The organism is Lysinibacillus sphaericus, from assembly GCF_002982115.1.
In the GTDB taxonomy this organism is placed as follows: Bacteria; Bacillota; Bacilli; order Bacillales_A; family Planococcaceae; genus Lysinibacillus; species Lysinibacillus sphaericus.
In genome coordinates, this window is sequence record NZ_CP019980.1 from 3,608,994 (window position 1) to 3,635,395 (window position 26,402).

Sequence of the window (26,402 nt, forward strand, 5' to 3'; positions counted from 1 at the left end):
AACAGATTTTAAGATAATGCAACTTTTTTTCAATTTTTGCTAGAAAAGAGCGAAAGTGTTTCAACGATTTGGTGACCATCGCACACGGGTATAGCTCCTTCTATAAGTAATTTATTTGTCCCTTTTGACTGCTCTTTATTAATCGGTCCGGGAACGACAAATACATCTTTGCCTTGCTCTAATGCGCATTCTGTCGTAATTAACGTCCCACTTTTTAGCGCAGCCTCCGTGACAACGATTGCTTGAGTCAGACCACTTATTAGCCGGTTACGCATAGGAAATTGCCATTTTGCCGGTCGCATATAAGGTGGATACTCTGTAACAAGTAAATGGTTTTCTGCCATGTGCTGAGCAAGTGCTTGGTTTTCCTTAGGATAGACATAATGAAAACCATGACCTAACACGGCAATTGTTTGTCCACCAAATTTAATCGTCGCTTCATGAGCCATTGTATCAGCACCTCGTGCAAGCCCACTGACAACCGTATATTCGTGCGCAACAAGCGGAGGGACGATTAAGTCCATTGCCGTTCTTGTATAGGCTGTAGCCTTTCTAGAGCCTATTATAGCTATCCGTTTATCTCTTGCTAGCAGAGCAGACTGACCTTTCACATACAATACAGTAGGTGGACTAGGTATTTCAAATAATTGCGCCGGGAAATATGGGTGATTAAATGGTATGGGGAAAATATTTGCTTGTGCGTAAGCCTCTTCAAATGGCAAGTGTCGAACACGTTGAAAATTCCGAATCATTAGCAGCGCTTTTTGCCATGTTATTTGCAATACACCCGCAATCTCTTCAGGGTGCGCTTCTTCAAAATAACTCAATACATCCACCGGGGACAATAATTGTTGAAGTTTTTGGAGTGGTAATGGATATATATAATGCATAGCTAGTAATCTCTGTGTATCTACTGAGAAAATCATTTAAAAACCTCCTTTATAATAGAAGAAATTAAATGACCGCAATTGTTATTTCAGCACAAAAAAATAGAATATGACCCGTCCTGTAGCTTCGCCTTGTCGACTTTTGTTGTGTGCGTTTAGCATGTAACTGTACAAACACCGCCGTTTGTAAAGCTACGAACAGGTTTACCATCTACCGAGACAGAGAAAAAGATGTAGCCACAATGTGCTACATCTTCCATTTTAATGGGTTTTACATTTTTCGTATAGCCCTTTTTCTTTAATTACCTTAATAAGTGTTTCGCCGATAACAGAAGGTGTTTCAGCAACTTCAATACCAGCTTCGTTCATTGCTTTAATTTTTTCAGCAGCCGTTCCTTTACCGCCAGAAATAATGGCACCTGCATGTCCCATACGTTTCCCTGGAGGTGCTGTTTGTCCACCAATAAAGCCAACAACCGGCTTTGTCATATTTGCTTTAATCCACTCAGCTGCTTCTTCTTCAGCAGTACCACCAATTTCCCCAATCATGACAACTGCATATGTTTCAGGGTCATTGTTGAATGCTTCAAGGGCATCGATAAAGTTAGTCCCATTTACAGGGTCTCCTCCGATACCTACAGCCGTTGTTTGACCAATACCAGCTTGCGTCAATTGGTGTACCGCTTCATACGTTAATGTGCCAGAACGTGAAACTACACCAACATGCCCTTTTGTATGAATATAACCAGGCATAATACCAATCTTACACTCATCAGCCGTAATAACACCTGGACAGTTTGGACCAACTAGGCGTGTTTTTTTGCCTTCCATAAAGCGTTTAACCTTCACCATGTCAAGGACAGGAATATGTTCTGTAATACAAATTGTTAATTCTAGCTCAGCATCAACAGCTTCTAAAATGGCATCTGCTGCAAAAGGTGCTGGTACATAAATAACCGATGTTGTTGCACCTGTTGCTGCTACAGCCTCAGCTACAGTATTGAACACAGGTACGCCTTCAATTTCAAGACCTCCCTTACCAGGTGTTACGCCTGCTACGATTTTTGTACCATAATCAAGCATCTGCTTCGTATGGAATAGCGCTGTTTCGCCTGTAATCCCTTGTACAATTACCTTTGTATCTTTATTAATAAATACAGCCATTGTTCTCCCTGCCTTCCTTAGCCTACTAGTCCCACAATTTTTTGTGCACCGTCAGCCATTGAGTCTGCTGCCACGATGTTTAAACCTGATGCATTTAAGATTTCTTTACCAAGCTCTACGTTTGTACCTTCTAAACGTACTACTAACGGTACAGATAAACCGATTTCTTTGGCTGCTGTTACTACACCATCAGCGATAATGTTACACTTCATAATGCCGCCGAAAATATTAACGAAAATACCTTTTACATTTGAGTCAGAAAGGATAATTTTGAAAGCTTCTGTTACTTTCTCTGCTGTTGCGCCGCCCCCTACATCAAGGAAGTTAGCGGGGCTACCGCCATAGTAACTAATTGTATCCATCGTTGCCATTGCTAGACCCGCACCATTTACCATACAGCCAATGTTGCCATCTAGTGAAATATAGCTAAGATCATATTTCGATGCTTCGATTTCTTTTGGATCTTCTTCATCAAAATCGCGTAATTCGACAATATCTTTATGACGATACAACGCATTGGCATCAAAATTAAATTTAGCATCTAGTGCTACAACCTCTCCTTGTCCAGTGACAACAAGTGGATTAATTTCTACTATTGAAGCATCTTTGTCGATAAATGCTTGATATAAACCTAACATTAATTTAACAGCTTTCCCTACTAGGTTTGCTGGAATATTCATATTAAACGCCATACGACGTGCTTGGAAGCTTGTTAGTCCAATTACTGGATCAACAACTTCTTTGAAGATTTTTTCTGGATTTGTTTCAGCTACTTCTTCAATATCCATACCGCCTTCTTCTGAACCCATAAATGTTACACGAGAAGTAGCGCGGTCTAATACTAAACTTAAATAATACTCTTTTTGGATATCAGAGCCCTCTTCAATATACAAGCGTTTTACTTCTTTACCTTCTGGACCTGTTTGATGAGTTACTAAAATTTTACCTAATAACTCTTTTGCGTATGTACGCACCTCATCAAGGTTTTTTGCGATTTTGACACCACCAGCTTTACCGCGTCCACCTGCATGAATTTGCGCCTTGACCACGGTTACATTTGAGCCAAGTTCCTTCGCTACCTTCACTGCCTCATCAGGGGAAAAAGCAACTTTTCCATTGGGTACTGCAACACCATATTTTCTCAGAATCTCTTTCCCTTGATATTCATGGATATTCATAATACATCCTCCCATCAAACATTTGCATAAAATTGTTTTACTAACATAATCTATTCTAACGAAAGATTCTGATAAAGTCTACACTTTGTCTTTTGTTCGAATTTTATCTAAAATTATGACGTTTTCTTCTACTTCGTGTACTAAAACAGAGAATTCTTGAAATCAGAATTCTTTATTTTTTCTATATTTTTGCTATGTTGTTGGTCTAGATGATAAATAAAAGCAAACACTTCAGCCACCGCTTGATATAATTCTTCAGGTATTGACTCATTTAAATCTAATTGTCCAAGTAATTGAACAAGATTCGGATCCTCATATATCGGCACATCATGTTCACTTGCACGGGCCAATATATTTTCAGCCACTTTCCCTTTTCCTTTTGCTACGACAGATGGGCTATCAAATTGTCCTTGTTTATAAGTGAGGGCAATCGCTTCTTTACGCGTCTTTTTTTCTTCACTCATATGCGGAAATCCACCCCACTAATTTCCTCCTGCTGTTGTACTACAGGGGTTGTTTTTTCAAGTTGAGCTTTTTCAAATTGTTTAATAAAGACTCCCGATAGCTGATAATTTTTTTTTGCAAGCCCTAATTTCAATGCTGTTTTTAGAGGTTCTGCCTGAAAATCAATATCTGAATTTTCATTAAATACTGTGACAGTGACGACACGATTTTGAACTTGCATATCAATTACGGTTTCTTTCATTGACTCCATTTGTAAATAAAACAATATTCGTGCGTAGTTGGCATCAATCTTTCCGTCTTCTTTCATACGCCCATTCCATTGTAACGTGGCATCCATTTTCTTTCCAAAAAATTCAAGGGGCACTTGCATCACGAGCTGGTGTTGATGACCATTTTCTCCTGACACAAGTTGCATCCCATTCATGCGTGTCATTAACAGTTCAGCTGCTTCCCTTAGTTGTGGCGTTATTTGAGCTTCTTGAAGCAATGTATGAAGCTGTGGTTTTAATTGGTGTGCAATTGCTTGCAAATCCGCTGATTTACTACTAAGCGTAGCCTCGTAACTAATGCCTAAACTTTTCAATACCGTTTTAAGGGCATGCTCCATCGCTTTACTATCCATTGAATTTCGTACATGTGCATCAGCTTCTGTAAGCATGCGTTGAATAGTTGGTTGTGGTGCCTCCGTACTTTGTTTTACAAGATTTCGCATCAGCGCGTCATTTTGTACTGGAATTGTCGACTCTTGCTTAAACAGTGATAATAAATGTTCTTTTACAGAAAGCGCATTACCATCTTGCGTAAATAACCGTTCGGGTGCATTGTGAGCGAACGCTTTGATTAGTTGTTCTTGCATTTGCTTCGCAAAAATTTCCAATGTTTGTTTATTAGTTGGTAATTGGTTAAATCGATCAATCATTTGGTTCAGCTGTTGCTTTTGCTCATTGCTCAATAAATTTTGGCTCGCTGTCCAAGATTTTAGCTGTTCAATAAGCTGTTGCTTATTTTCTGGTTTTGTTGCTAAAATTGTTTGGATTACTTGGCCAGCCTGCTGAAGTTGACCTTGTTGCACAGCTTTTGCTTCATTTAGAGACGACCAATTTTGTAAAGTTGCTTGTTGCGGTAAAATACCCGCTTCTTTTAATAGAGTTAAAGCTTGTAATCGTTCACTTGTTGATGCTGCGTTATTAGTTAAAAGTTGAATCGATTTTGCGAGCAGTAACGTACCTGTTTCTGCCTCGAAGGGTTTTGCAATCGCTAACACTTGTTGCATCAAATTTTGTTTCACATTGGGTTGTAATGCTGTATCCTTCGCTAATAACTGTGTAAAATTATCCATTATTGCCGACATACCAGATGTTTTTTGCCCACTAACAAGTGCTTGAAATACATCTTGCGTCATTGGCATTTTTAGCTCAACCATTTTTTGAAGCGCTTGTAAGGCATCCATCTTTGTCACACCTTCAGGCAATGCCTTCATCCACATTTCAGCTTGCATAAGTTGCTCTTTAGAAATCGGTATTTGAGCCTTAATAAAGTGCGCTAACACCTGTTGCATTTCTGACGTTTTTGGCAAATTCATCGAATCTAGTAGCTGATTTATTTGTTGGTTTGTAGAAACCTCTTGCCCCATCGGTCCTGTAACAACTTTTAACTCTGTTTGAGGGCTTGTCCCTGTTACTTGAAAGAAATGGGCATCCCCTGCTTTTAGCGGTACTTCCAGTTTAGCAATCAGTTTTTGATTGCCTACTTGGACCTCTGCCGTTTGATCTGGATATAATTGTTTAATCGTGCCATGAAATACTTGTCCTTGCTTTAATGCCAGCGGTTGATTTGCTGGAGTTAAAGTAGTTTGTTGCATTTGTATTGGATTAAACGATGTTGCTGTCATCTAATTACTCCTTTCTTACATCGATTTTATAGGTTCAAAAGACTTGCGATGATGTATCGTTGGTCCGAATGTTTCAAGTGCCTCTAAATGTTGTTTTGTACCGTAGCCCGCATGCTGTGCAAAGCCATACATAGGAAATTCTTTGTCCAATTGTTCCATATACTCATCCCTAGCTGTTTTCGCTAAAATAGAAGCTGCTGCAATGGCTAAACTTTTTGCATCGCCTTTAATAATCGAATCCTGTGGAATGGTGATTGGTAGTGTCATAGCATCGACTAGCACATAATCCGGTTTAATGGACAAGGATTCCACACTTGTTTTCATCGATTGCTTTGTCGCTTCATAGATGTTCAGTGCATCAATCGTTTGTGCTGATTGAAAATGAATGAAATAGCTAATGGCATGTTCTTTCACCAATGCTGCAAAAACATTGCGTTTTTCCTTTGTTAACTGCTTCGAATCATTTAATCCTACAAGAGTTTCACAGTTTTTTGGCAAAATAACAGCTGCGGTTACAACAGGTCCTGCTAAAGGCCCGCGCCCTGCTTCATCTACACCTGCGATGAAGGCATTTTCACCACCATAGCACTGATCGAAGTCAATCTTCGCTTGATGCTCTTCCAATAGCTGTCGTTTCTTTTCTTGGCGTTTATTCCAACTATGCCATGCTTTCTGCACACCTGCACGTTCGTCGGTTTCAATTGCCGCCATCCATTCTTGCCAATCCTCAGCTATTTTTAGTGCTGCTGTAATCTCTTTAATCGTTTTCATCATTTTACTCCCTTTATCTTACTCTATATCATTTATCGGCAATATCTACTATTCCTAAAAGAAAAAGGCTAGGACAAAAGGAAAAAGTGTTAGATTGACGGCAATCAATCTAACACTTTTTGCATTGCTGTAAATGTTCGTTACGGTGTTTGCTTTTCACCTGATACCTCTTTCACTATGTGCACCTCTGTAGGATTTACCAACTAGTGCTCTCGGTTAGTGGAAGTTACAAGCAATTTTGTCTCTTTTAAAGGTTTGTCCCTATCACTTTTTCACACATTATTGCTGTATCGCTTCTTTTTCAAGCTGTTCATCAACAAAGTCAAATGTTAGCTTTCCTAATAGTAATCCACGAATATCTCGTACGATTAGCTGGGCTACTTGATCGTAGTCGATTTCTCCACCTGCTCCAAAAACACGACGAAGCTTGCCGATATGGTCAAACGTTTCCACTAAGTCGTCATGCATAAACTGAAAACCATAGCGTTCTTCCATACGTGTTGGATAATGTGTCGATAAAAATCGTAACCCATATACCGCCAAATCTTCCATGTTAGTAATGGTATCTTTAATAGCACCTGTTAAAGCCAGCTTATAGCCTACTTCTTGGTCTTCAAACTTAGGCCATAAAATTCCTGGTGTATCTAGTAATTCTAGTTCCTTGCCGACTTTTATCCATTGTTGCGCCTTTGTCACACCAGGCATATTGCCTGTTTTCGCAATATTTTTCTTTGCTAAGCGATTAATAAGTGTGGATTTTCCCACGTTTGGAATTCCAACAATCATTGCTCTAATGGCTCTCGGCTTCATCCCTCTTGACTTCATGCGGTCAAATTTTTCTTTTAATATTTCTTGTGCCGCCTTGGTCACAAGTTGTAGTCCTTTTCCTTCAAGCGAATTGATTGCCACTGCTTTATGGCCATGCTGTGCAAAATATTCTACCCATTTGCGTGTTTCGTGCTCATCCGCCATATCTGATTTATTTAAAATAAGTAGACGCGGCTTTTGGTTAATGACCTCATCAATCATCGGATTTCTCGAAGATAATGGTAAGCGAGCATCGATTAATTCAAATATAATATCTACTAGCTTTAATTTTTCTGTTACTTCACGGCGTGCCTTCGCCATATGCCCTGGAAACCATTGTATAGTCATTTCTATACCTCCTAAATAAGAAAAGCGCATTCGCCCAATTCAGTGCGAATGCCTTAAAATCGAATAAGAAAACGTATGCTCTTAGACGTCAAGAAAGGGAGTATTAGCCCCCTTTCAAACATTACTTCACAATTTTAATATCACTATACGGCCAGAAAATAAGGCTTGTATTACCTATAATTTCTTTTTGATCGACAATACCTATGTGACGGCTATCTTTACTATATCGACGATTATCGCCCATCACAAATACATAGCCTTCTGGAATTACATCATGCAGTGATGCATCAATGTCATTTAACGTAAAATCTTCCGTTAATGTACCTTCAGTAATTTCAGCTTTGTATGCATCTAAATAAGGCTCATCTATCGGTTCTCCGTTAATGTATAACTGATCGTCTTTATATTCCAATGTTTCACCAGGTAAGCCAATTACACGTTTAATGTAGTTTTTTTGCTCTGGTGCATGGAACACCACGATATCAAAGCGCTTAGGCTCTCCAATTTTATAACCAATTTTGTTGACAATCATTCGGTCGCCATCTTCAAGGGTTGGCATCATGGACTCACCGTCAACTGCAATTGGTGTAAATAAAAAATAACGAATAACTGCTGCAATCGCAAATGCAATTAAAAGAGCCTTTGTCCATTCCCATAATTCATTCTTTTCTTTCACTTGTTTTTCCATTATGAATTGCCCCCTTGTCTATCTTCATTTTAGATGATTATTATTTAAGATGACAAGCAAAAAGAAAAGGAGCTTGCAATACAAGCCCCTCACTTTTAAGTCATAATTATCGAATTTCTTTAATACGAGCAGCTTTACCACGTAGGTTACGTAGGTAGTAAAGTTTAGCACGACGTACTTTACCACGACGTACAACTTCTAAGTTAGCGATTTTTGGTGTGTGTACAGGGAATGTACGTTCAACACCTACACCGTAAGAAATTTTACGAACTGTGAAAGTTTCGCTAATACCGCCACCACGACGTTTGATAACTACACCTTCGTATACTTGGATACGTTCACGAGTACCCTCTACTACTTTCACGTGTACCTTAACAGTATCACCAGGACGGAAAGCTGGTAGATCAGTGCGAAGCTGAGCTTTAGTAATTTCTGTAATAATGTTTGACATTGTTTTCTCTCCTTAGACAGATGCTCTTGCACGCAATGTATGCCACAGCGGAACACCGTAATTCAGCACTTCACATAGAAGCACAGATTAGATGTTATCACATATATGGCATGCAAGCAAGCATCTTTATTGTTGTTTTTTAAGTTTTTCCAAATACAATTTTTGCTTGTCTGTTAATGGATAATGCTCGAGTAAATCAGGTCGACGCTCGAATGTTCTTTTTAACGATTGTTCTTCGCGCCATTGTTCGATTTTCGCATGATTGCCTGATAATAATACTTCTGGTACTTGCATGCCTCGGAATTCAGCAGGTCGCGTATAATGTGGATGTTCTAACAGACCCGTTGAAAAAGAATCTTGGATATGGGAATCTGCTTGTCCCAACACGCCAGGTAACAGGCGTACGACACTATCGATAACCGTCATCGCACCTAACTCACCACCTGTTAACACAAAATCACCAATCGATATTTCATCGGTAACGAGGTGCTGACGAATGCGTTCATCGTAGCCTTCGTAGTGACCACATAAGAACACTAATTCACTTTCTTGCGCTAGCTCTTCCGCTTTTTTTTGGGTGAAACGTTCACCCTGCGGACACATTAAGATAATACGTGGCTTTTTACCCGCTGTAATAGCCTCTACAGCACTAAACATCGGCTCTGGCTTTAACACCATCCCTGCACCGCCACCATACGGATAATCGTCTACCTGATTATGCTTGTTGCCAGAAAACGCACGAATATCTGATACTTCTAGCTTTACAGCCCCTTTTTCTTGAGCTTTTTTTAGTATCGATGCACCAAATACACCCGAAAACATATCTGGAAATAGACTTAATACGTGAATATGCATCATAGTAAGCCTTCCATCACATGAATAACAATTTTCTTTTCTTCCACATCAATATTTTTGACGATGTCTTCAATATATGGAATGTAATGCTCTTTTTTAGCACCCTTCACTACCCACACATCATTGGCACCTGTTTGCAGAATATCTTTGACTTCACCAATTGTTGCACCTTCTTCAGATACAACCGTACAGCCTATAATTTCATGGAAGAAAAATTCATTTTCTTGTAATAAATCATCAGTCATCTGATCTTTCGTGATTTTGAGCATTCCTTCTTTGAACGGCTCGACAAAGTTGATATTATCCATACCTTCAAATGTTAACAAAATAAAGTTTTTATGACGGCGTACGGATTGAATTGTTACCCACGTTGGCTTTTTATCGTCTTTTTTAAACGCTGCAAGCTTATTCCCGACCGCAAAGCGTTCTTCTTCAAAATCTGTCGTCGATAAGATACGCACTTCACCACGAATTCCGTGCGTGTTCACAATACGACCTACATTAAACCATTCCATTCATTTCACCTCTATACCGTTATATATCCGTACTATATAAAAAAAGGAAGGAACCAGCAAGCTCCCCCCTCTTCTATCCAGATTTTACGCTACACATTTACAGCTCCTACGAATTCTAGCAACAACATAGTCGTTAAAATTGTTCAGTGCAAAATGGCGACAGGTTGCATAATTGCTACATTGTTACCTTATTGCGCGTAAACGAGCGTGAAAATCTTTTTATCAATCCAATATATCGACGTAAGTCTTTTTTTGATGGTGACTACCTGCCGCTGAATAAACAATTGTACGAATCGCTTTCGCTACTCGCCCTTGTTTGCCTATGACTTTCCCTCGATCCTCTGGATGAACAAAAAGTTTATAAACAATTCGATTTGCATTTTCGTCCGTCTCAATACGGACTTCTTCTGGATAATCGACTAACGGTAAAACGATTGCTTCAATCAGCTGCTTCAAAGACGTCTCCCCCGATTATTTACTGAATTTTTGGTTATGGAATTTTTCCATGATACCTTGTTCTGAGAACAAGTTACGCACTGTATCTGATGGTTTTGCACCGTCAGCTAACCATTTAAGAGCTTTCTCTTCATCAATGTTTACAGTAGCTGGTTGAGTTAGTGGGTTGTAAGTACCAACTGTTTCGATTGAACGACCGTCACGTGGTGAACGAGCGTCTGCAACTACGATACGATAGAAAGGAGATTTTTTAGCTCCCATACGTTTTAAGCGAATTTTAACTGCCATTTTAATAGCACCTCCGAATAAGTTTCACACAAGATAGTATATTATCAATGTTTATGTTGTTTGTAAAGTGTTTTTTCTTAACACCTATAAAATATTATTTAAACAATGAATCAAAGCCAGGTAATTTCATCTTTTTCTTGCCTTTACCTGTCGCCATACCTGTCATTTGCTTCATCATTTTTTTCATTTCGTCAAATTGTTTTAACAAACGGTTGACCTCTTGAATAGACGTACCTGAACCTTTGGCAATGCGCTTTTTACGGCTACCATTAATGATTTCGGGATTTGTCTTTTCAGCAGTTGTCATAGAGTAAATAATGGCTTCTACACGGCCCATTTGCTTATCATCTACTTTGACATTGTCTAAGCCTTTAATTTTGCCTGCACCTGGTAGCATTTTTAATATTTCGTCGAGCGGGCCCATTTTTTTCACTTGTTGTAATTGCTCAACAAAATCATCGAGTGTAAAGCTTTGCGTTTTGAACTTTTCTTCCAGTTCTTTCGCCTTTGCTTCATCGACGTTTGCCTGCGCCTTTTCAATTAGTGATAACACGTCACCCATGCCTAAAATACGAGATGCCATACGCTCCGGATGGAACGGTTCAAGCGCATCCAGTTTTTCGCCCATACCGACAAATTTAATTGGTTTCTGTGTCACCGAACGAATGGATAATGCTGCACCACCGCGTGTATCGCCATCCAGTTTTGTTAAAACAACCCCTGTAATGCCGACAGCCTCATTAAAACTTTCCGCAACGTTTACAGCATCTTGCCCCGTCATGGCATCTACCACAAGGAAAACTTCATCAGGCTCTTTTAACGCACGGATATCCTTTAATTCTTGCATTAAATCTTCATCGATATGCAAGCGACCTGCTGTATCGATAATGACAACATCATGATGTTCTTCTTTTGCCAGTTCAATTGCCTGACGAGCGATTTCAACTGGTGATACATCTGTGCCTAAAGCAAAAACAGGTAAAGATAATTGCTTTCCTAATGTTTGTAATTGCTGAACCGCAGCAGGGCGATAAACGTCCGCAGCAACTAGTAATGGTTTACGGTTATATTTTTTACGTAAAATATTTGCTAATTTCCCAGTTGTTGTTGTTTTACCCGCACCTTGCAAACCGACCATCATAATGACAGTTGGTGGCTTTGTATTAAATTTAATCGGGCTTTGTTCGCCGCCCATCAGCTCCGTTAACTCGTCTTGAACGATTTTAATAACTTGTTGACCCGGTGTTAAGCTTTGCATAACATCTACACCAACAGCGCGTTCACTTACTTTTTTAACGAATTCCTTGACTACTTTTAAGTTAACATCCGCCTCGATTAAAGCAAATCGGACTTCACGCATCATTTCTTTAACGTCTTGTTCCGATACTTTACCCTTACCTTTAATCTTTTGGATCGTTCCTTGGAGTCGTTCCGCTAATCCTTCAAAAGCCACTGCTTTCGCCTCCTAATCCCATTCTTTCAACTGTTCAATAAGCGCCAACTGCTCCTCAACCGGCATACTTTTTTCTGTAATTCCAGCTGTAAGGCGCGCAAGCATTTGCGTACGTTGTTGAAATTTTTCCAGTAAACATAGTTTTTCTTCATATTCTTCAAGCATCGCTTCAGTTCGACGAATATTATCATAAACAGCTTGACGTGAAACTCCATATGATTCAGCGATTTCTCCAAGTGAGTGATCATCTAAATAATACAGTTCCATATAACTTCTTTGCTTATCTGTTAGTAATGCTTGATAAAAGTCGAAGAGAAAGTTCATGCGTGTTGTTTTTTCAAGTAGCATCGAGTTTCTCCCCCCGTTGTTAGTCATTTGTATCATAACGAAAAGCGCCCGTCTGTGTCAAGGTAATCTCCTTGTCTAAAAGCATTCTATTAGCTGAATAACGTTATTTCACCATTAGCTAGTATTTCTCTTTTAAACAATGTGTTTCACCTTTTAACAGTCGAGCGACCATGCTTTCAACTACAATCTTTTACTCTTCGCTATTTTGTAGTTCCTTATCTAAGCCTTCAGCAAATAAGCCGTATACATAGCGTTCTGCATCAAATGGTTGTAAATCATCCATTTTCTCGCCAAGACCTACAAATTTCACAGGAATGTGTAATTTATTTCGAATGGCAAGCACAATACCACCTTTTGCGGTACCATCGAGTTTCGTTAAAACAATTCCCGTTACATTTGTTACTTCTTTAAATGTTTGTGCCTGCACAAGTGCATTTTGACCAGTCGTTGCATCTAGTGCTAGTAACACCTCATGAGGAGCATTCGGTATTTCCCGTGAAATAACTCGATGTACTTTTTCAAGTTCATTCATTAAGTTCACTTTGTTTTGTAAACGGCCCGCAGTATCACAAATTAAGACATCTGCTTTACGATTTTTCGCAGCCCGTATTGCATCATACATAACCGCTGCTGGATCCGAACCTTCTGATTGCTTAATAACCTCGCAACCAACACGGTCTCCCCAAACTTGTAATTGGTCAATTGCCCCTGCACGGAACGTATCTCCTGCAGCTAAGACAACTGTTTTCCCTTCCGATTTTAGACGATGTGCTAACTTACCTATTGTTGTTGTTTTCCCAACACCGTTTACACCTACGAATAGAATAACCGTTAACTCACCATTAGGTTGCATATTTAGTTCGATTAAGTCTTCTTCCCCTTGCTCGTAAATTTCCACAAGTTTTTCAGAAATAATCGTTTGGATACCATTTGTATCTTTAATATTTTTGCGCTGTACCTCAAAGCGTAATTTATCCATTAATTCCATTACTGTTTCAAAGCCAACGTCTGCTTGTAATAATAGATCTTCTAGTTCTTCAAAAAAGTCCTCGTCTACTTTACGGTAGCGTGCCACTAAATCATTGACCTTAGAAGTAAAGGAATTACGGGTTTTTTCAAGACCCGCTTTAAATTTTTGTGTAATAGACCAAGCTGAAGGTTTTTTTTCTTTTACAGGTTCCTCTACAATCGCAATTTCCTGCACTTCTTCCTGTTTTTCTTCCTCCACAACATTCGAAGCTTGTGAATCAATGAAGTCCTCACTTGCTGATGATTCTTCTACTTTTTCTTGCAGCTCTTCATGACTTGATTCCTGTTGAACTGGCTCTACCGTATCTTCAAGCTTTAATTCGGTAGATGACTCTTCGACTAAATTTTCTACTTTTTCTTCTGTTGGATTTCCAATTAGCTTATCTTTTAAACGTTTAAAAAAACTCATGCTTGTTCGCTCCTTTGCTCCGCAAGTACGGGTTCATCTTCTAATTTTACTGATACAAGTTTTGATACACCTGATTCCTGCATCGTAATACCATACAGTACGTCAGCTCCCTCCATTGTACCTTTACGGTGTGTAATAACAATGAATTGGGTATTGCGACTAAACTTTTTCAAGTATTCGCTGTATCGAACAACATTTGCCTCATCCAATGCCGCTTCTACTTCGTCGAGTATACAGAACGGCACAGGTCTAATATTTAAAATGGAGAATAGTAAAGCAATCGCGGTAAGTGCACGTTCACCACCAGAAAGTAAACTTAAATTTTGCAACTTTTTCCCTGGCGGTTGCGCAACAATTTCAATGCCCGTATCAAGCATATTGTCAGAATCAAGTAATACTAAATCTGCCTGACCGCCCCCAAACAATTCACGGAATACCCGTTTGAACTGCTCTCGAATGGCAAAAAATGTTTCACTAAAGCGTATTGTCATTTCTTCATCCATTTCTTTAATGGCTTCGTGTAAAGTATCCTGCGCTTCGAGTAAATCCTCACGTTGCTCTGTTAAAAAAGAATGTCGTTCTTGGACACGCTCAAATTCTTCAATCGCACTTAAGTTTACAGGACCTAATTCTTCAATAGATTTTTTCAATAACTTGACGCGACGTCGCATATGCTCTTCGTCTTCAATAGTTAAAGCGACTTCCAGTGCCTCTTCAAACGTTAGTTGATAGTTTTCTTCGAGCTGATTTTTAAAATTACTCATCTCAAATTCTACGCGATTGCGCTTTAATTCATTCGCACGTATTGCTTCAATGAAGCCTTTATGTATACGTTGCAATTCCTTTAGCTGCTCTTCTAACGTTGTTAATTCCTGTTGTTGCGCCGCTTTTTCTTCCTTTTTCTGGGTAATTGTCACTTGTAACGTTTCTCTTCTAGCTTTCCAAGTTGCGACCTGCTCTTCCACTTCTTCATCACTCAATAATTTTGTCGATTCATCAGATTGAAGCCAGATTATTTCCTGAGAAATATTGTCGACTTTTTGGCGAGCTTTGTTTAATTGTAGGGCAAGTTCAGCGGTCGCAATTTGTACTTGCGACATTTGCTCCTGCATTACCGCTAACTCTGAACGTTTTTCTGCCGTTTGTTCGCGCAGAACATCTTTTTCTGTTTCACTTTGTAGTTTAACTTTACCTAATTGTTCTACCGTCTCGTTTATCGCTACTAATTCTTCAGCTAGCGCTGCTAAACGTGCAGTAGCTACTTCCTTTTGAGCAAGCAGCGCTTCCTCACGTGTTTTTACATCTTGCGTTTCATTTGAAGCAAAGGACACTCGGGCGGATAGACTTTTTTCTACAACCTCTAATTCTCGAAGGCGACTTGCCTGTTGCATTTCTTCTTTCCGCAGTTGTTCGCCTTCTAGTTTTAATTGTTCTACTTTGTCACGTAATGTGGCCAATGTCTCTTTTTCCGTTGCTACAGCCTGCTCTGCACTATAAATCGACGTTTCTAATGCTTCTAGCTTAGCTATCAGACCATCGAGCTCGGCTTTTCTTGTAAATAGGGAAGATTGTTGTTTCGCTGCACCACCCGTTAAAGAACCTCCAGCATTGACAATATCCCCTTCGAGCGTTACGACACGGTAACGGAAACCACATAATCGCGCAATTTGACTTGCCCCTTCTAAATGCGCTGCAACGATGACATTGCCAAGCAAATTTTCAACAATGGAGCGATTGTCCTCATCGAACGTGACAAGGGCATCTGCCATTTGTACGAACGCTGGATGCTCCGTAGCAAGCTGAATGGCTGACGGATTAATTTTGCGTGATTTCATAACCGTTTTTGGTAAGAATGTCGCACGCCCCGCTCTTTTTTGCTTTAACCAACGGATAGCTTGTTGGGCGTTCTGTTCGTTCGTCGTCACAATATGTTGGGAGGCGGCACCTAAGGCCGTTTCAATCGCTTGCGAATATTTGCCATTGACCTGAATCAATTCCGCCACTGCGCCTTCAATACCAAATAATTCACCTTTATCACGCGCCAGTAATACTTCCTTAACACCATGGAAGAAGCCAGAGAAATCAGCTTCTAGCTCTGCTAATGTATCTTTTCTAGCTTTTAATTGTTGTTGGTGCTGATACGCCTTATACAGCATTTCTTGCTTATCATTAAAAGAAAGATTCACTTTTTTAAACTGCATTTGCAATGTTTCATATTGTTCGAGCTTCTGTTGCAATGCAGTCGTTGTTGCTGTATGTAGGCCAACAAGTGTTTCTTTCTCCGCCACAACTTCAATCAATTCTTGACCAATCTCATCCGTTTGGTCTGTCATACGAGCTGCCATTGCTTTTTGTTGTGATAATTGTTGTTCGATATTTTTTAATTCATTTTTGACTGTTGCTTCTTCGTTTAATGAATCGATATAGCGGTTTTTATGCTCTTCCATTTCCTGTTCAATTTCTGTAACTGAACGGTTTAAGGATTGCTCTAATTGCTTAATGATTTGCTTTAGCGTTAAAACTTCTTGTTGTTTTTCTACAAACAATTGTTTTTTCTCAAGTTCTTGCGCAACTAATACCTCTACTTCATTTTGCGCTTCAAGTAATGATGTATTCAACTGCTGTAATTGATTCGTTGCATTTTGGCGTTTTTCAGCCATTAAAGCTTTACGACCATCCCAACGTTCCATTTCCATCGTTGCATCTACAAGCTCAGATTGTGCAGCATCCAATAAAACATCCAACTCTTTTAAATGTTTCCGAATATCCGTCGTTTGGGTTTCTAGCGCTTGAATATCCTTTGCTTGTTTTTGCTCTGTTTCAGATAGCTGCGCATACTCTTCTTTTAATGCATGCAAAGATTGTGCACAATTTTTTAAATCGTGCACAAGGATCGCAATATCAAAATCCTTTAGTTCCGTGGACATTTGTACATAGTCTCTTGCGCTAGAAGCTTGTATTTGCAAAGGCTCCAAACGGCTATCCAACTCATGTAAAATATCTAAAACACGGTAAAGGTTTTCATCTGTTTCTACAAGTTTATGCTCTGCTTTTTTCTTTCGTAGCTTATATTTTAAAACACCAGCCGCCTCTTCAAATATTGAGCGGCGATCGTCCGGGCGGCTATTTAAAATTTCATCGACACGGCCTTGTGAAATAATTGAAAAAGCCTCTTTCCCAAGTCCCGAATCCATAAACAAGTCCGTAATATCCTTCAGGCGACACTGCTGGTTATTTAATAAATATTCACTATCACCTGAACGGTATACGCGTCTTGTTACGCTGACCTCTGTATACGAAAAAGCAAGTTGCTCATCAGTATTATCTAAAATTAATGTTACCTCTGCAAAGTTTAGTGGCTTTCGAGAGTCACTCCCAGCAAAAATAACATCTTCCATCTTTGCCCCACGTAACGACTTTGCCGATTGCTCCCCGAGTACCCAACGAATAGCATCAGTTACATTACTTTTCCCACTGCCATTAGGTCCAACAACAGCTGTAACACCTGGTACAAAGTCAATACCAATGCGCTCCGCAAAAGATTTAAAGCCAATCACTTCGAGTCGTTTTAGGAACATCTATTAAGCCTCCTCTTTAGCAGTATGCTCACGCATTGCGCGCATCGCACATTGTGCTGCTTGTTGCTCGGCTTCTTTTTTTGATTTCCCTCGACCAATACCAAGCTCTTGTCCATTTAATAACACGCTTGATACAAAGGTACGGTTATGCGCTGGGCCCTTTTCATCAATAATTTCATAATGAAGTAAACCGTTATTTGTTTGCTGTACCATTTCTTGTAGTTGGCTTTTAAAATCCATCACATGCGAAAAAGCACCGACTTCTACCTTTGGGAACACGATTCGTTCTAAAAATGTCACGACCGTTTGCAAATCCTGATCTAAATAAAGAGCACCTACAAATGATTCAAAAACATCTGCAAGTAGCGCTGGGCGTTCCCGTCCACCTGTTAATTCTTCACCTTTTCCAAGCAATACAAAGCGACCAAATCCTAATTCATTTGCAAAAATAACAAGGGATGGTTCACAAACGATTGAAGCTCGCAATTTTGTTAATTCGCCCTCACTCATATGCGGGTATTTCTCAAAAAGGTATTTAGAAACAGACAGTTCAAGTACAGCGTCGCCTAAAAATTCGAGACGCTCATTATCCGTAAACAATTTACGGCGATGCTCATTCACATAAGATGAATGCGTGAATGCTTGATACAATAAATTTTTATTAATAAATGTGATGTTTAATTCATGCTGTAATAGCTCGAATTGATTGCGTACTTTTTCAGGAAGTACGCCTGATTTCTGCATAGTTCCTTTTCTTCTCATAGCCATTGAACAATCTGCCTTCCTAATAGTTTCTACCGTCTTAGTGTACCTTTTTCAAGGCATTTATGCAAAAGTATTTCGGCATAAATACAATGTTTTGGAAGTTTTTTCGTATTTTTTTAACAAAAATAAAAAAAGGTACGTCCATCGTTCGAAAAACGAACCATTTCGTACCTTTAAAATACATCAAAGCAAATAAGCTTTTGCCATTATGCTTTGATGTAAGTCTACAATGGTATCAGATTTTGTATTATCAAAATCTGTGTCATCTACCAGAAAATTAGTTAATTTTACCTTCGATGTATGAAATAGCAGAACCAACTGTTGAAATTTTTTCAGCATCTTCATCAGAAATTTCCATATCGAATTCGTCTTCAAGCTCCATTACAAGCTCAACAACGTCTAATGAGTCTGCACCTAAATCATCACGGAAAGAAGCTTCTAGTGTAACTTCACTTTCCTCAACACCTAAACGGTCTACGATTACTTTTGTTACGCGCTCTAATACTGTAGTCAAAACGTTCACCTCCCCTCAAATGATTATACAAAAAATTAAAAATTATGCTATAGCATATTATTACATCACCATGCCGCCGTCAATATGTAGCGTTTGGCCTGTCATATAGTTTGCATCTTCAGAAGCTAAAAACGCAACTGCTTTCGCAATATCCTCAGGTTGCCCAAGTTTAGCGAGAGGAATTTGTGTCAGCATGCCTTGTTTTAAATCTTCTGGAAGCTGTTCTGTCATTTCAGTTTCAATAAAACCTGGAGCAATGGCATTTACTAAAATATTACGTGACGCAAGTTCTTTTGCCGTCGTTTTTGTTAAGCCAATGACGCCTGCTTTTGCCGCTACATAATTAGCTTGCCCTGCATTACCAGCAACACCAACGATAGAAGAAATATTAATGATGCGCCCTGCACGCTGCTTCATCATTTGACGAGTGACTGCTTTTGTACAAAGGAATACACCTTTTAAGTTTGTATCGAGTACATCGTCCCATTCTTCTTCTTTCATGCGCATCAATAAATTATCGCGAGTAATTCCTGCATTATTTACTAAAATATCAAGCGCGCCAAATGTTTTGACTGCCGCATCCATTAATGCAGTAACTTCCTCTGTTTTGGAGACACTTGCTTGAACGGCAATCGCCTCTCCACCATTTGCTTGAATTGTCGCAACTACTTCCTCTGCTTTTGCCTGTGAGCCGCTATAGTTAACAACAACCTTCGCACCTTCATCCGCAAGCTTTAATGCAATTGCACGTCCAATTCCTCGTGAAGCACCTGTTACAACCGCAACTTTTCCTTCTAATTTACGCATTGATTGTCCACTCCTTCGACGCTTCTATTACCGCTTCTAATGACGCTTCATCATATACACAATATGTTGCCACTGAACGATCTATTTTCTTAACTAAACCACTTAACACTTTACCAGGACCACACTCAATAAATACATCCACGCCTTGCGCAATCATTTCGCGAACGGATGCTTCCCATTGTACAGCGCTATACACTTGTTCAACTAATTCTTGTTGAATAGCTGGTACATCTTGTATTTCTTTCGCCTTCACGTTGCTAATTACCGGAATTTGTGGTTCCGATAAAGTAATTTCGGCTAGCGTAGCTTGTAATTGTTCTGAAGATGGTCGCATTAATTCTGAATGGAAAGGTCCACTTACTACTAACGGAATTGCACGTTTTGCACCCGCTTCTTTTGCAGCTACAGAGGCCTTATCAACGCCTTCCTTAGTACCAGAAATAACTATTTGTCCTGGACAGTTGACGTTTGCAACTTGAACTACATCACCTTCAGCTGTAACTTTAGCAGTTACTGCATGTAACGCCTCAAGCTCCATTCCAAGAATAGCTGCCATTGCACCTTGCCCTGCTGGTACAGCTTCGTTCATGTATAAACCACGTTTATGAACAACAGCTACAGCATCCTCAAACGAAAGCACACCTGCGATGACTAATGCACCGTATTCTCCAAGAGAGTGACCCGCAGCATAATGTGGCGTAATGCCTGCAGCACGCAATTTTTCAGCAACCATAACACCTGTCGTTAATAATGCTGGTTGCGCATGGTATGTTAGCGTTAACTCTTCAGCAGGTCCTTCTAACATTAATTTAGATAAGTCAAAACCAAGTGTCTTGTTAGCACTTTCGTAGAAGGCCTTACTTTCTTGCGAATTGCTTATAAATTCTTGACCCATGCCAACCGTCTGTGAGCCTTGGCCTGGAAAAATAAATGCAATTTTCGTCATTTCTTACTAATCCCCTTTGTTAATCAATTTCTAAGTGACGTACTGTATCGGTAATAGTTGATATCACTGTATGCTCTACCATCGTATTGGCTTGACGGATTGCACTATAGATTGCTTTCGCATTGGATGATCCATGCGCTTTAATTACAGGTGCTTGTAACCCAAACAAACCTGCACCGCCATACTCTGTATAGTCCATTTTATTTTTTAAGTCACGTAAATTATTTTTCATTAACATTGCTGAAATTTTCGTTTTGGTAGAAGACATAAATGCCTCTTTTAGCATTGTAAACAACGCACCCGCTGTTCCTTCTATTGACTTCAGCACCATATTGCCTGTAAATCCATCTGTCACAACGACGTCTGCTACCCCATCAAGTAAATCACGCGCCTCAACGTTGCCGATAAAATTCAAGTCCGCTTCTTTTAATAAGGCAAAAGCAGCTTTCGTTAAATCATTGCCTTTTTTATCTTCAGTTCCGATATTTAAAAGACCAATACGTGGCTTTTGTAAACCGCCTACCTTTTTGGCGTATATATCACCCATAATCGCATATTGCAGTAAATGTTCTGGTCGGGCATCTGCATTCGCTCCTAAATCGAGCATTAAAAATCCTTTGCCATCAAGTGTCGGTAATGTCGTAGCTAATGCAGGTCGAGCAATACCTTCAATACGCCCTACCTTAAACAAACCACCTGCCATTAATGCACCTGTATTTCCCGCCGAAAGACAGGCATCTGCCTTCCCTTCTTCCACTGCATCCATCATGCGTGCCATCGATGAATCTTTTTTACGTCGTACAGCACGTGCAGGGTCATCTGTGCCCTCGACCACTTCTTCACAATGAATAACCGTTAAGCGGTCATGCATTTTCAAATAAGGGTCAAGCTTTTCTTGCTGTCCATATAACTGAATTTCCAAATTTGGAATTTGTTCTAATGCTAATAATGCACCTTCCACTACTGACTTTGGTGCATTGTCGCCACCCATTCCATCAAGTGCTAATTTCATTCTTGTTCACCTTTACCTTTCGTGCGGTACATATCGAATTCACCAACCAAAACTGTTTCACCATTTACAGTAGATACAATTTCTACTTTTGTACGATGGCGTTCATCATCTCTTCCAACAACGACCGCCTTAGTAATAACACGATTTCCGGCTTTTACAGGTTTCACAAATGTAATATTGGAGTGCACTGTTAATGCAAGCTCATCATCAATTACCGCTACAGCTAATGAGTTTGCTTGTGCAAATAAATGATGTCCACGAGCAATGCCATTGCGCTGAAAAACGTGCTCATCTTTTACGTCAAAAATTGATAATGCACGATTGTCTAATTCTATATCAATAATTTCACCGATTACTTCGTCAATCGGTAACGATTTCACTTCATTTTCATAAGTTTTCGAAGCCACATCTTTAATTCGTTCACGCAATTCGGGAATTGCTAATTCCATACGATCCAATCGAATGGTTTGAACACTTACCTGAAATTCCGACGCGAGTTGTTCATCTGTGACGAATGGATTTTCCGCAATCGTTTCAGATAATAATCGCTGTCGCTCTTTTTTCGTTCGTCTCAACGTCATTCGCCACCTTTTGAGTTGTTATTAGCACTTGGTACTAATATCAGTATATAGAGTATAAAAAAAGAATGCAAGACTTGTTTTCAAAAACAAGCTCTCACATTCCTTATTACACAACGCTACATTAATCAAATCGTTCGCCTTGAAGGACGCCAGACTGTTGTAGCATTTCACGCAAATATCGATACATCTCATCATGCCAAAATGCATCTGTATCAATCATTTCTGTTGCATCTTTTCGTGCCGTCTCCAGGGTTCTATAATCATGTACTAAATCGGCTACTTTAAAATCAGGCAAGCCGCTTTGCTTACGGCCGAAAAAGTCTCCTGGTCCACGAAGCTCTAAATCTTTTTCAGCTAGTCGGAAACCATCATTTGTTTCGGTCATAGACTGCATTCGCTCTTTACCCTCATCCGATTTTGGATCAGCAATTAATATACAATAGGATTGATGCTCACCACGTCCTACACGACCGCGGAGCTGATGTAGCTGCGCTAAGCCAAAACGTTCCGCATCGTAGACTACCATAAACGTTGCATTGGGCACATTTACGCCGACTTCAACAACAGTCGTAGATACTAAGACGTGAATATCACCCTCGCTAAAGCCTCGCATTATCGCATCTTTTTCATCTGCTGGTAAGCGACCATGCATTAACCCAACTTTAAAGCGTCCAGTAAAATACGATGCGAGTTGCTCATAAATCTCTACGGCATTTTGAACATCCAGTTTATCCGACTCTTCAATCAAAGGACAAATGGCATATGCTTGTCTACCTGCTGTCAGCTCTAACTCTAGTTTAGCTAACACGGAACCCAATTGTTCTTTTTTCATCCAATGGGTTTCAATTTCTTTACGCCCTGCCGGCATTTCATCAATTAACGAGACGTCCATTTCACCAAACGCTGTAATCGCCAGTGTTCGTGGGATAGGCGTAGCCGTCATAAAGAGCACATCAGGGTTTTCTCCTTTATCACGTAAAATTCTACGTTGCTCCACACCAAAGCGATGCTGTTCGTCCGTTATAACAAAGCCCAGTCTCTTGAAGAGAACATCAGGTTGGATCAGAGCGTGGGTGCCTATAACAATATCAATTTCTCCATCAGCCAGTGCGGCTAATAGTAGACGGCGCTCCTTCGTTTTCGTTGAGCCTGATAATAACGCGACACGTACACCAAATGGCTCAAACCAAGCAACTAAGTTTTCAGCATGTTGCTCTGCTAATATTTCCGTCGGTGCCATTAGCGCCCCTTGAAATCCAGCTGTCACAGCAGCATATAAGCAAATAGCTGCCACAACTGTTTTTCCCGACCCAACATCGCCTTGTAGCAAACGATTCATGCGATGCGGTGCTTTTAAATCTTTACATATTTCATTGACAACACGCTTTTGAGCACCTGTTAACTCGTACGGCAATGAAGCAATAAATGCCCGTAGTTTTTGCAAGTCGAACTGTATAATCGTACCGTGTTCAGTATCCTTACGTATTTTACGTAATGCTTGAATACGGAGCTGAAAGTTTAATAACTCTTCATAAGCAAAGCGTCTTCTAGCTTGTTTCGCATGCTCAGCATTTTGTGGAAAATGAATACCTTCCAACCCATCGCGTATTGACACTAATTTATAGGCATCCTGCAAATGCTGTGGAATCGCATCTGGTAATACCGCACCAAAGTCATCTAACACCTGTCGCATATATTTACGAAACCGTTTTTGTGGAATTAAACCTCTCAAGCTATAGACAGGTTCAAAGTCTACTTGGTCGATTTTCGGTCCAAAAGTGACAGTGGTGCCATTAATAACTTGTCTACCTCTATCCCATTTGCCCGTCACTGTCACAATAGTACCTGGTATAAGCTTTTGCTTTAAATAGTTTTGATTGAAAAATACGACTTTTACTAAATGGCGCCCCGCAAGCACGGTTACTTGCAAGCGAGATTTGTTGCGTCCTAAAAACAACACAGTCGGCTCACGTTCTACTTTACATTCAACGGTAACTCGCTCATTATGTGGTGTTTGCGCTAAATCCTTTAAACGGAAATCCTCATGCCGATGTGGAAAGGTCCATAAAATATCGTTTACCGTCTCGATACCCAATGTTTCTAAGTGTGCTGCGGTTTCTTTCCCGACTCCTTTTAATTCGGAGACAGGACTGCTTAATTCAGTCACCTGTCACAACAGCTCTTGAGATTTGTTGTGTCACAAATCTCAAGAACCTACCTCCCTTCTATGTCAATTGTTTTATTGTTATTCGTAGATACATCCGTTCTCATTTTAACTGTATCATAAATCTTTTCTTTCGTGTCGACACAGTAACTTTCAAATTGCACTTATTCGGGCGCTATCGCCACGAAAATCACTTCTATTGGCACGAAACCTTCAGGTCCCCGCTGTAGCGGATTACAACGACATAACAAAAAAGCGTTAGATTGATTGCAGTCAATCTAACGCTTTTACAATCTACTCTATTGTGATTCTTGCTTTTAGTATGCTTTGTAAATCGCCATTATTAAGAATCGCATTGCTAATTGCTTTGCCTGTTGGCGTCGCCGCTAGTCCACCACGCGCTGTTTCTTTCAAGTTCGGGCTCATTGACTGACCGATGCGATACATCGCTCCAATGACTTCATCACATGGGATACGACTCGTAACACCTGCTAAAGCCATATCTGCTGCTACAAGCGAATTCGCTGCCCCCATTGCATTACGTTTAACACAAGGCACTTCGACTAAACCCGCTACTGGATCACAAACGAGACCTAGCATATTTTTCAGCGTAATAGCAAATGCTTCTGCACATTGTTGAGGTGTCCCTCCTGCCATTTCCACTATTGCCGCCGCCGCCATACCGGCTGCCGAACCAACTTCAGCCTGACAGCCGCCTGCAGCACCCGAGATAGAAGCATTGTTTGCTACCACAAAACCAAAGGCGCCCGAAGTAAATAAATAGCGAATCATTTGCTCACGCGTTGGGTTTAGCTTATTTTTTACTGCAAATAAAGTGCCTGGCACTACTCCCGCAGAACCGGCTGTAGGTGTTGCACAAATTGTGCCCATGGCAGCATTTACTTCATTCGTAGCAACTGCTTTACTGACCGCATCCAATAATAAATCTCCAGAAAGCGATTTGCCTTGTGCAATATAATTTTGAAGTAGGACAGCATCACCACCAGTTAAACCTGTAACAGACTTTACTCCTTGTAAGCCTCGTTCAACCGCTTCTTCCATCACTGTTAAGTTTTGATCCATTTGTTGCATAATTTCTTCGCGTGTTCGACCACTTATTAGTATTTCTTGTTCAATCATTAGCTCAGAAATTTGCTTTTCTTCACGCTCTGCTCGTTCTACAAGCTCACGGACATTATGAAATAATACATCCATTTTGGGACACCCCCTTAGTTATTAATTTTCGATACTTTTGTAATATGTGGTATTAATGAAATTTGTTGAAGTACTTTGTCCTCAATATTTTGATCGATCTCAATCACCATTAAAGCCGTTAAGCCACGTTCGATACGTGAAACTTCCATATGGCCAATATTGACATTATGCATTGCTAAGCAATTTGCCACATTGGCAATACAGCCCGCGCGGTCATCATGTACAACAAGAATAGCAGGCATGCCACCCGTTAAGCGAAGCTTGAAGCCATTGACCTCGCTTACTTCAATTTTTCCCCCGCCAATTGAAATACCGACAATTGACATTTCGCCATCATCGTCACCAAATACCAATCTCGCTGTATTCGGATGCTCTGTATTAGCTGTTTCAGGAATAAATTCATATTGCATGCCAGCTTTTTCTGCATGCTCAAAAGCCGTTTTAATTCGCTCATCAAATGTATCAAAATCTAATAAACCACCAATTATTGCTACATCTGTCCCATGCCCTCTGTATGTTTCTGCAAACGAACCATATAGGTGGATTTTCACCCATTTCGGCTGTCTGCCAAATAAATCTCTTGCAACACGGCCAATACGCGCTGCACCTGCTGTATGAGAAGAAGATGGACCAATCATAACAGGTCCAATAATATCAAAAACCGATGTAAATTTCATACAAGCACCCCTCTATTCTATTCATATAATAATTTTACTTTTACTTATATCATGCTTGATAGTTACTATAAAAGTAAAGCACTACTTTATCAACTTTCAGAAAATTAAAACGACTATAATTTCTTAATCATTTATATTAT

The 26,402-nt window shown here is 39.9% G+C and carries 26 protein-coding genes; all 26 read right to left on the reverse strand.

Going from position 1 to position 26,402, the window contains the following annotated elements:
• Positions 1-29 precede the first annotated feature (29 nt).
• On the reverse strand, positions 30-926 hold the full coding sequence (gene dprA, locus LS41612_RS17890) for a DNA-processing protein DprA (RefSeq protein ID WP_024362046.1): 897 nt from the start codon (positions 924-926) through the stop codon (positions 30-32).
• A gap of 222 nt (positions 927-1,148) precedes the next feature.
• Positions 1,149-2,051 carry a succinate--CoA ligase subunit alpha gene (sucD, locus tag LS41612_RS17895; protein WP_024362047.1) on the reverse strand — a complete coding sequence of 301 codons (903 nt, stop codon included), beginning with the start codon at positions 2,049-2,051 and terminating at the stop codon, positions 1,149-1,151.
• A gap of 17 nt (positions 2,052-2,068) precedes the next feature.
• Positions 2,069-3,229, reverse strand: coding sequence for an ADP-forming succinate--CoA ligase subunit beta (gene sucC, locus LS41612_RS17900; RefSeq protein WP_024362048.1), 1,161 nt, complete (start codon positions 3,227-3,229; stop codon positions 2,069-2,071).
• 140 nt (positions 3,230-3,369) lie between these two features.
• Positions 3,370-3,693 (reverse strand): EscU/YscU/HrcU family type III secretion system export apparatus switch protein, encoded by a 324-nt coding sequence (locus tag LS41612_RS17905; protein ID WP_024362049.1) that lies wholly within the window; start codon positions 3,691-3,693, stop codon positions 3,370-3,372.
• A complete protein-coding gene (locus LS41612_RS17910) occupies positions 3,690-5,585 on the reverse strand; it encodes a TP0910 N-terminal domain-containing protein (protein ID WP_024362050.1) in 1,896 nt (631 codons plus the stop codon). The genes LS41612_RS17905 and LS41612_RS17910 overlap by 4 nt, the downstream gene beginning before the upstream one ends.
• Before the next feature lie 15 nt (positions 5,586-5,600).
• Positions 5,601-6,356: a ribonuclease HII gene (gene rnhB / locus LS41612_RS17915; protein WP_024362051.1), complete on the reverse strand. Its 756-nt coding sequence runs from the start codon at positions 6,354-6,356 to the stop codon at positions 5,601-5,603.
• 279 nt (positions 6,357-6,635) lie between these two features.
• The gene (ylqF, locus tag LS41612_RS17920; RefSeq protein WP_024362052.1) at positions 6,636-7,511 is read right to left on the reverse strand and encodes a ribosome biogenesis GTPase YlqF; all 876 of its coding nucleotides are present in this window, start codon (positions 7,509-7,511) and stop codon (positions 6,636-6,638) included.
• Between the two features lie 121 nt (positions 7,512-7,632).
• Entirely contained in the window at positions 7,633-8,199 is a 567-nt protein-coding gene (lepB, locus tag LS41612_RS17925; protein WP_024362053.1) for a signal peptidase I, read from the reverse strand.
• A 106-nt stretch (positions 8,200-8,305) separates the two neighbouring features.
• The gene (gene rplS, locus LS41612_RS17930; protein WP_024362054.1) at positions 8,306-8,650 is read right to left on the reverse strand and encodes a 50S ribosomal protein L19; all 345 of its coding nucleotides are present in this window, start codon (positions 8,648-8,650) and stop codon (positions 8,306-8,308) included.
• Between the two features lie 126 nt (positions 8,651-8,776).
• The gene (gene trmD / locus LS41612_RS17935; protein ID WP_024362055.1) at positions 8,777-9,505 is read right to left on the reverse strand and encodes a tRNA (guanosine(37)-N1)-methyltransferase TrmD; all 729 of its coding nucleotides are present in this window, start codon (positions 9,503-9,505) and stop codon (positions 8,777-8,779) included.
• Positions 9,505-10,020, reverse strand: coding sequence for a ribosome maturation factor RimM (gene rimM / locus LS41612_RS17940; RefSeq protein ID WP_024362056.1), 516 nt, complete (start codon positions 10,018-10,020; stop codon positions 9,505-9,507). The genes trmD and rimM overlap by 1 nt, the downstream gene beginning before the upstream one ends.
• Before the next feature lie 222 nt (positions 10,021-10,242).
• Entirely contained in the window at positions 10,243-10,476 is a 234-nt protein-coding gene (locus LS41612_RS17945) for a KH domain-containing protein (protein ID WP_004269410.1), read from the reverse strand.
• A gap of 15 nt (positions 10,477-10,491) precedes the next feature.
• Complete coding sequence (gene rpsP, locus LS41612_RS17950; RefSeq protein ID WP_024362057.1) at positions 10,492-10,764, reverse strand: 30S ribosomal protein S16; 273 nt, start codon at positions 10,762-10,764, stop codon at positions 10,492-10,494.
• Between the two features lie 94 nt (positions 10,765-10,858).
• Positions 10,859-12,217, reverse strand: a complete 1,359-nt coding sequence (gene ffh / locus LS41612_RS17955; protein WP_024362058.1) for a signal recognition particle protein — start codon at positions 12,215-12,217, stop codon at positions 10,859-10,861.
• Positions 12,218-12,229: 12 nt separating this feature from the next.
• Positions 12,230-12,565, reverse strand: coding sequence for a putative DNA-binding protein (locus tag LS41612_RS17960; RefSeq protein ID WP_024362059.1), 336 nt, complete (start codon positions 12,563-12,565; stop codon positions 12,230-12,232).
• A 190-nt stretch (positions 12,566-12,755) separates the two neighbouring features.
• Positions 12,756-14,003: a signal recognition particle-docking protein FtsY gene (ftsY, locus tag LS41612_RS17965; protein WP_024362060.1), complete on the reverse strand. Its 1,248-nt coding sequence runs from the start codon at positions 14,001-14,003 to the stop codon at positions 12,756-12,758.
• Positions 14,000-17,581: a chromosome segregation protein SMC gene (smc, locus tag LS41612_RS17970; protein WP_024362061.1), complete on the reverse strand. Its 3,582-nt coding sequence runs from the start codon at positions 17,579-17,581 to the stop codon at positions 14,000-14,002. Before smc ends, ftsY begins: the two co-directional genes overlap by 4 nt.
• Positions 17,582-17,584: 3 nt before the next feature.
• Positions 17,585-18,349, reverse strand: a complete 765-nt coding sequence (rnc, locus tag LS41612_RS17975; protein ID WP_024362062.1) for a ribonuclease III — start codon at positions 18,347-18,349, stop codon at positions 17,585-17,587.
• A 274-nt stretch (positions 18,350-18,623) separates the two neighbouring features.
• Entirely contained in the window at positions 18,624-18,860 is a 237-nt protein-coding gene (gene acpP, locus LS41612_RS17980) for an acyl carrier protein (RefSeq protein WP_024362063.1), read from the reverse strand.
• Between the two features lie 60 nt (positions 18,861-18,920).
• Complete coding sequence (fabG, locus tag LS41612_RS17985) at positions 18,921-19,667, reverse strand: 3-oxoacyl-[acyl-carrier-protein] reductase (protein WP_024362064.1); 747 nt, start codon at positions 19,665-19,667, stop codon at positions 18,921-18,923.
• Entirely contained in the window at positions 19,660-20,613 is a 954-nt protein-coding gene (gene fabD, locus LS41612_RS17990; protein WP_024362065.1) for an ACP S-malonyltransferase, read from the reverse strand. The genes fabG and fabD overlap by 8 nt, the downstream gene beginning before the upstream one ends.
• Positions 20,614-20,632: 19 nt before the next feature.
• The gene (plsX, locus tag LS41612_RS17995) at positions 20,633-21,625 is read right to left on the reverse strand and encodes a phosphate acyltransferase PlsX (RefSeq protein WP_024362066.1); all 993 of its coding nucleotides are present in this window, start codon (positions 21,623-21,625) and stop codon (positions 20,633-20,635) included.
• A complete protein-coding gene (gene fapR, locus LS41612_RS18000) occupies positions 21,622-22,200 on the reverse strand; it encodes a transcription factor FapR (protein ID WP_024362067.1) in 579 nt (192 codons plus the stop codon). The genes plsX and fapR overlap by 4 nt, the downstream gene beginning before the upstream one ends.
• A gap of 127 nt (positions 22,201-22,327) precedes the next feature.
• Positions 22,328-24,373, reverse strand: coding sequence for an ATP-dependent DNA helicase RecG (recG, locus tag LS41612_RS18005; RefSeq protein WP_024362068.1), 2,046 nt, complete (start codon positions 24,371-24,373; stop codon positions 22,328-22,330).
• A gap of 291 nt (positions 24,374-24,664) precedes the next feature.
• Positions 24,665-25,585 (reverse strand): L-serine ammonia-lyase, iron-sulfur-dependent, subunit alpha, encoded by a 921-nt coding sequence (gene sdaAA / locus LS41612_RS18010; protein ID WP_024362069.1) that lies wholly within the window; start codon positions 25,583-25,585, stop codon positions 24,665-24,667.
• A 14-nt stretch (positions 25,586-25,599) separates the two neighbouring features.
• Entirely contained in the window at positions 25,600-26,262 is a 663-nt protein-coding gene (sdaAB, locus tag LS41612_RS18015; protein ID WP_024362070.1) for an L-serine ammonia-lyase, iron-sulfur-dependent subunit beta, read from the reverse strand.
• Positions 26,263-26,402: the final 140 nt, after the last annotated feature.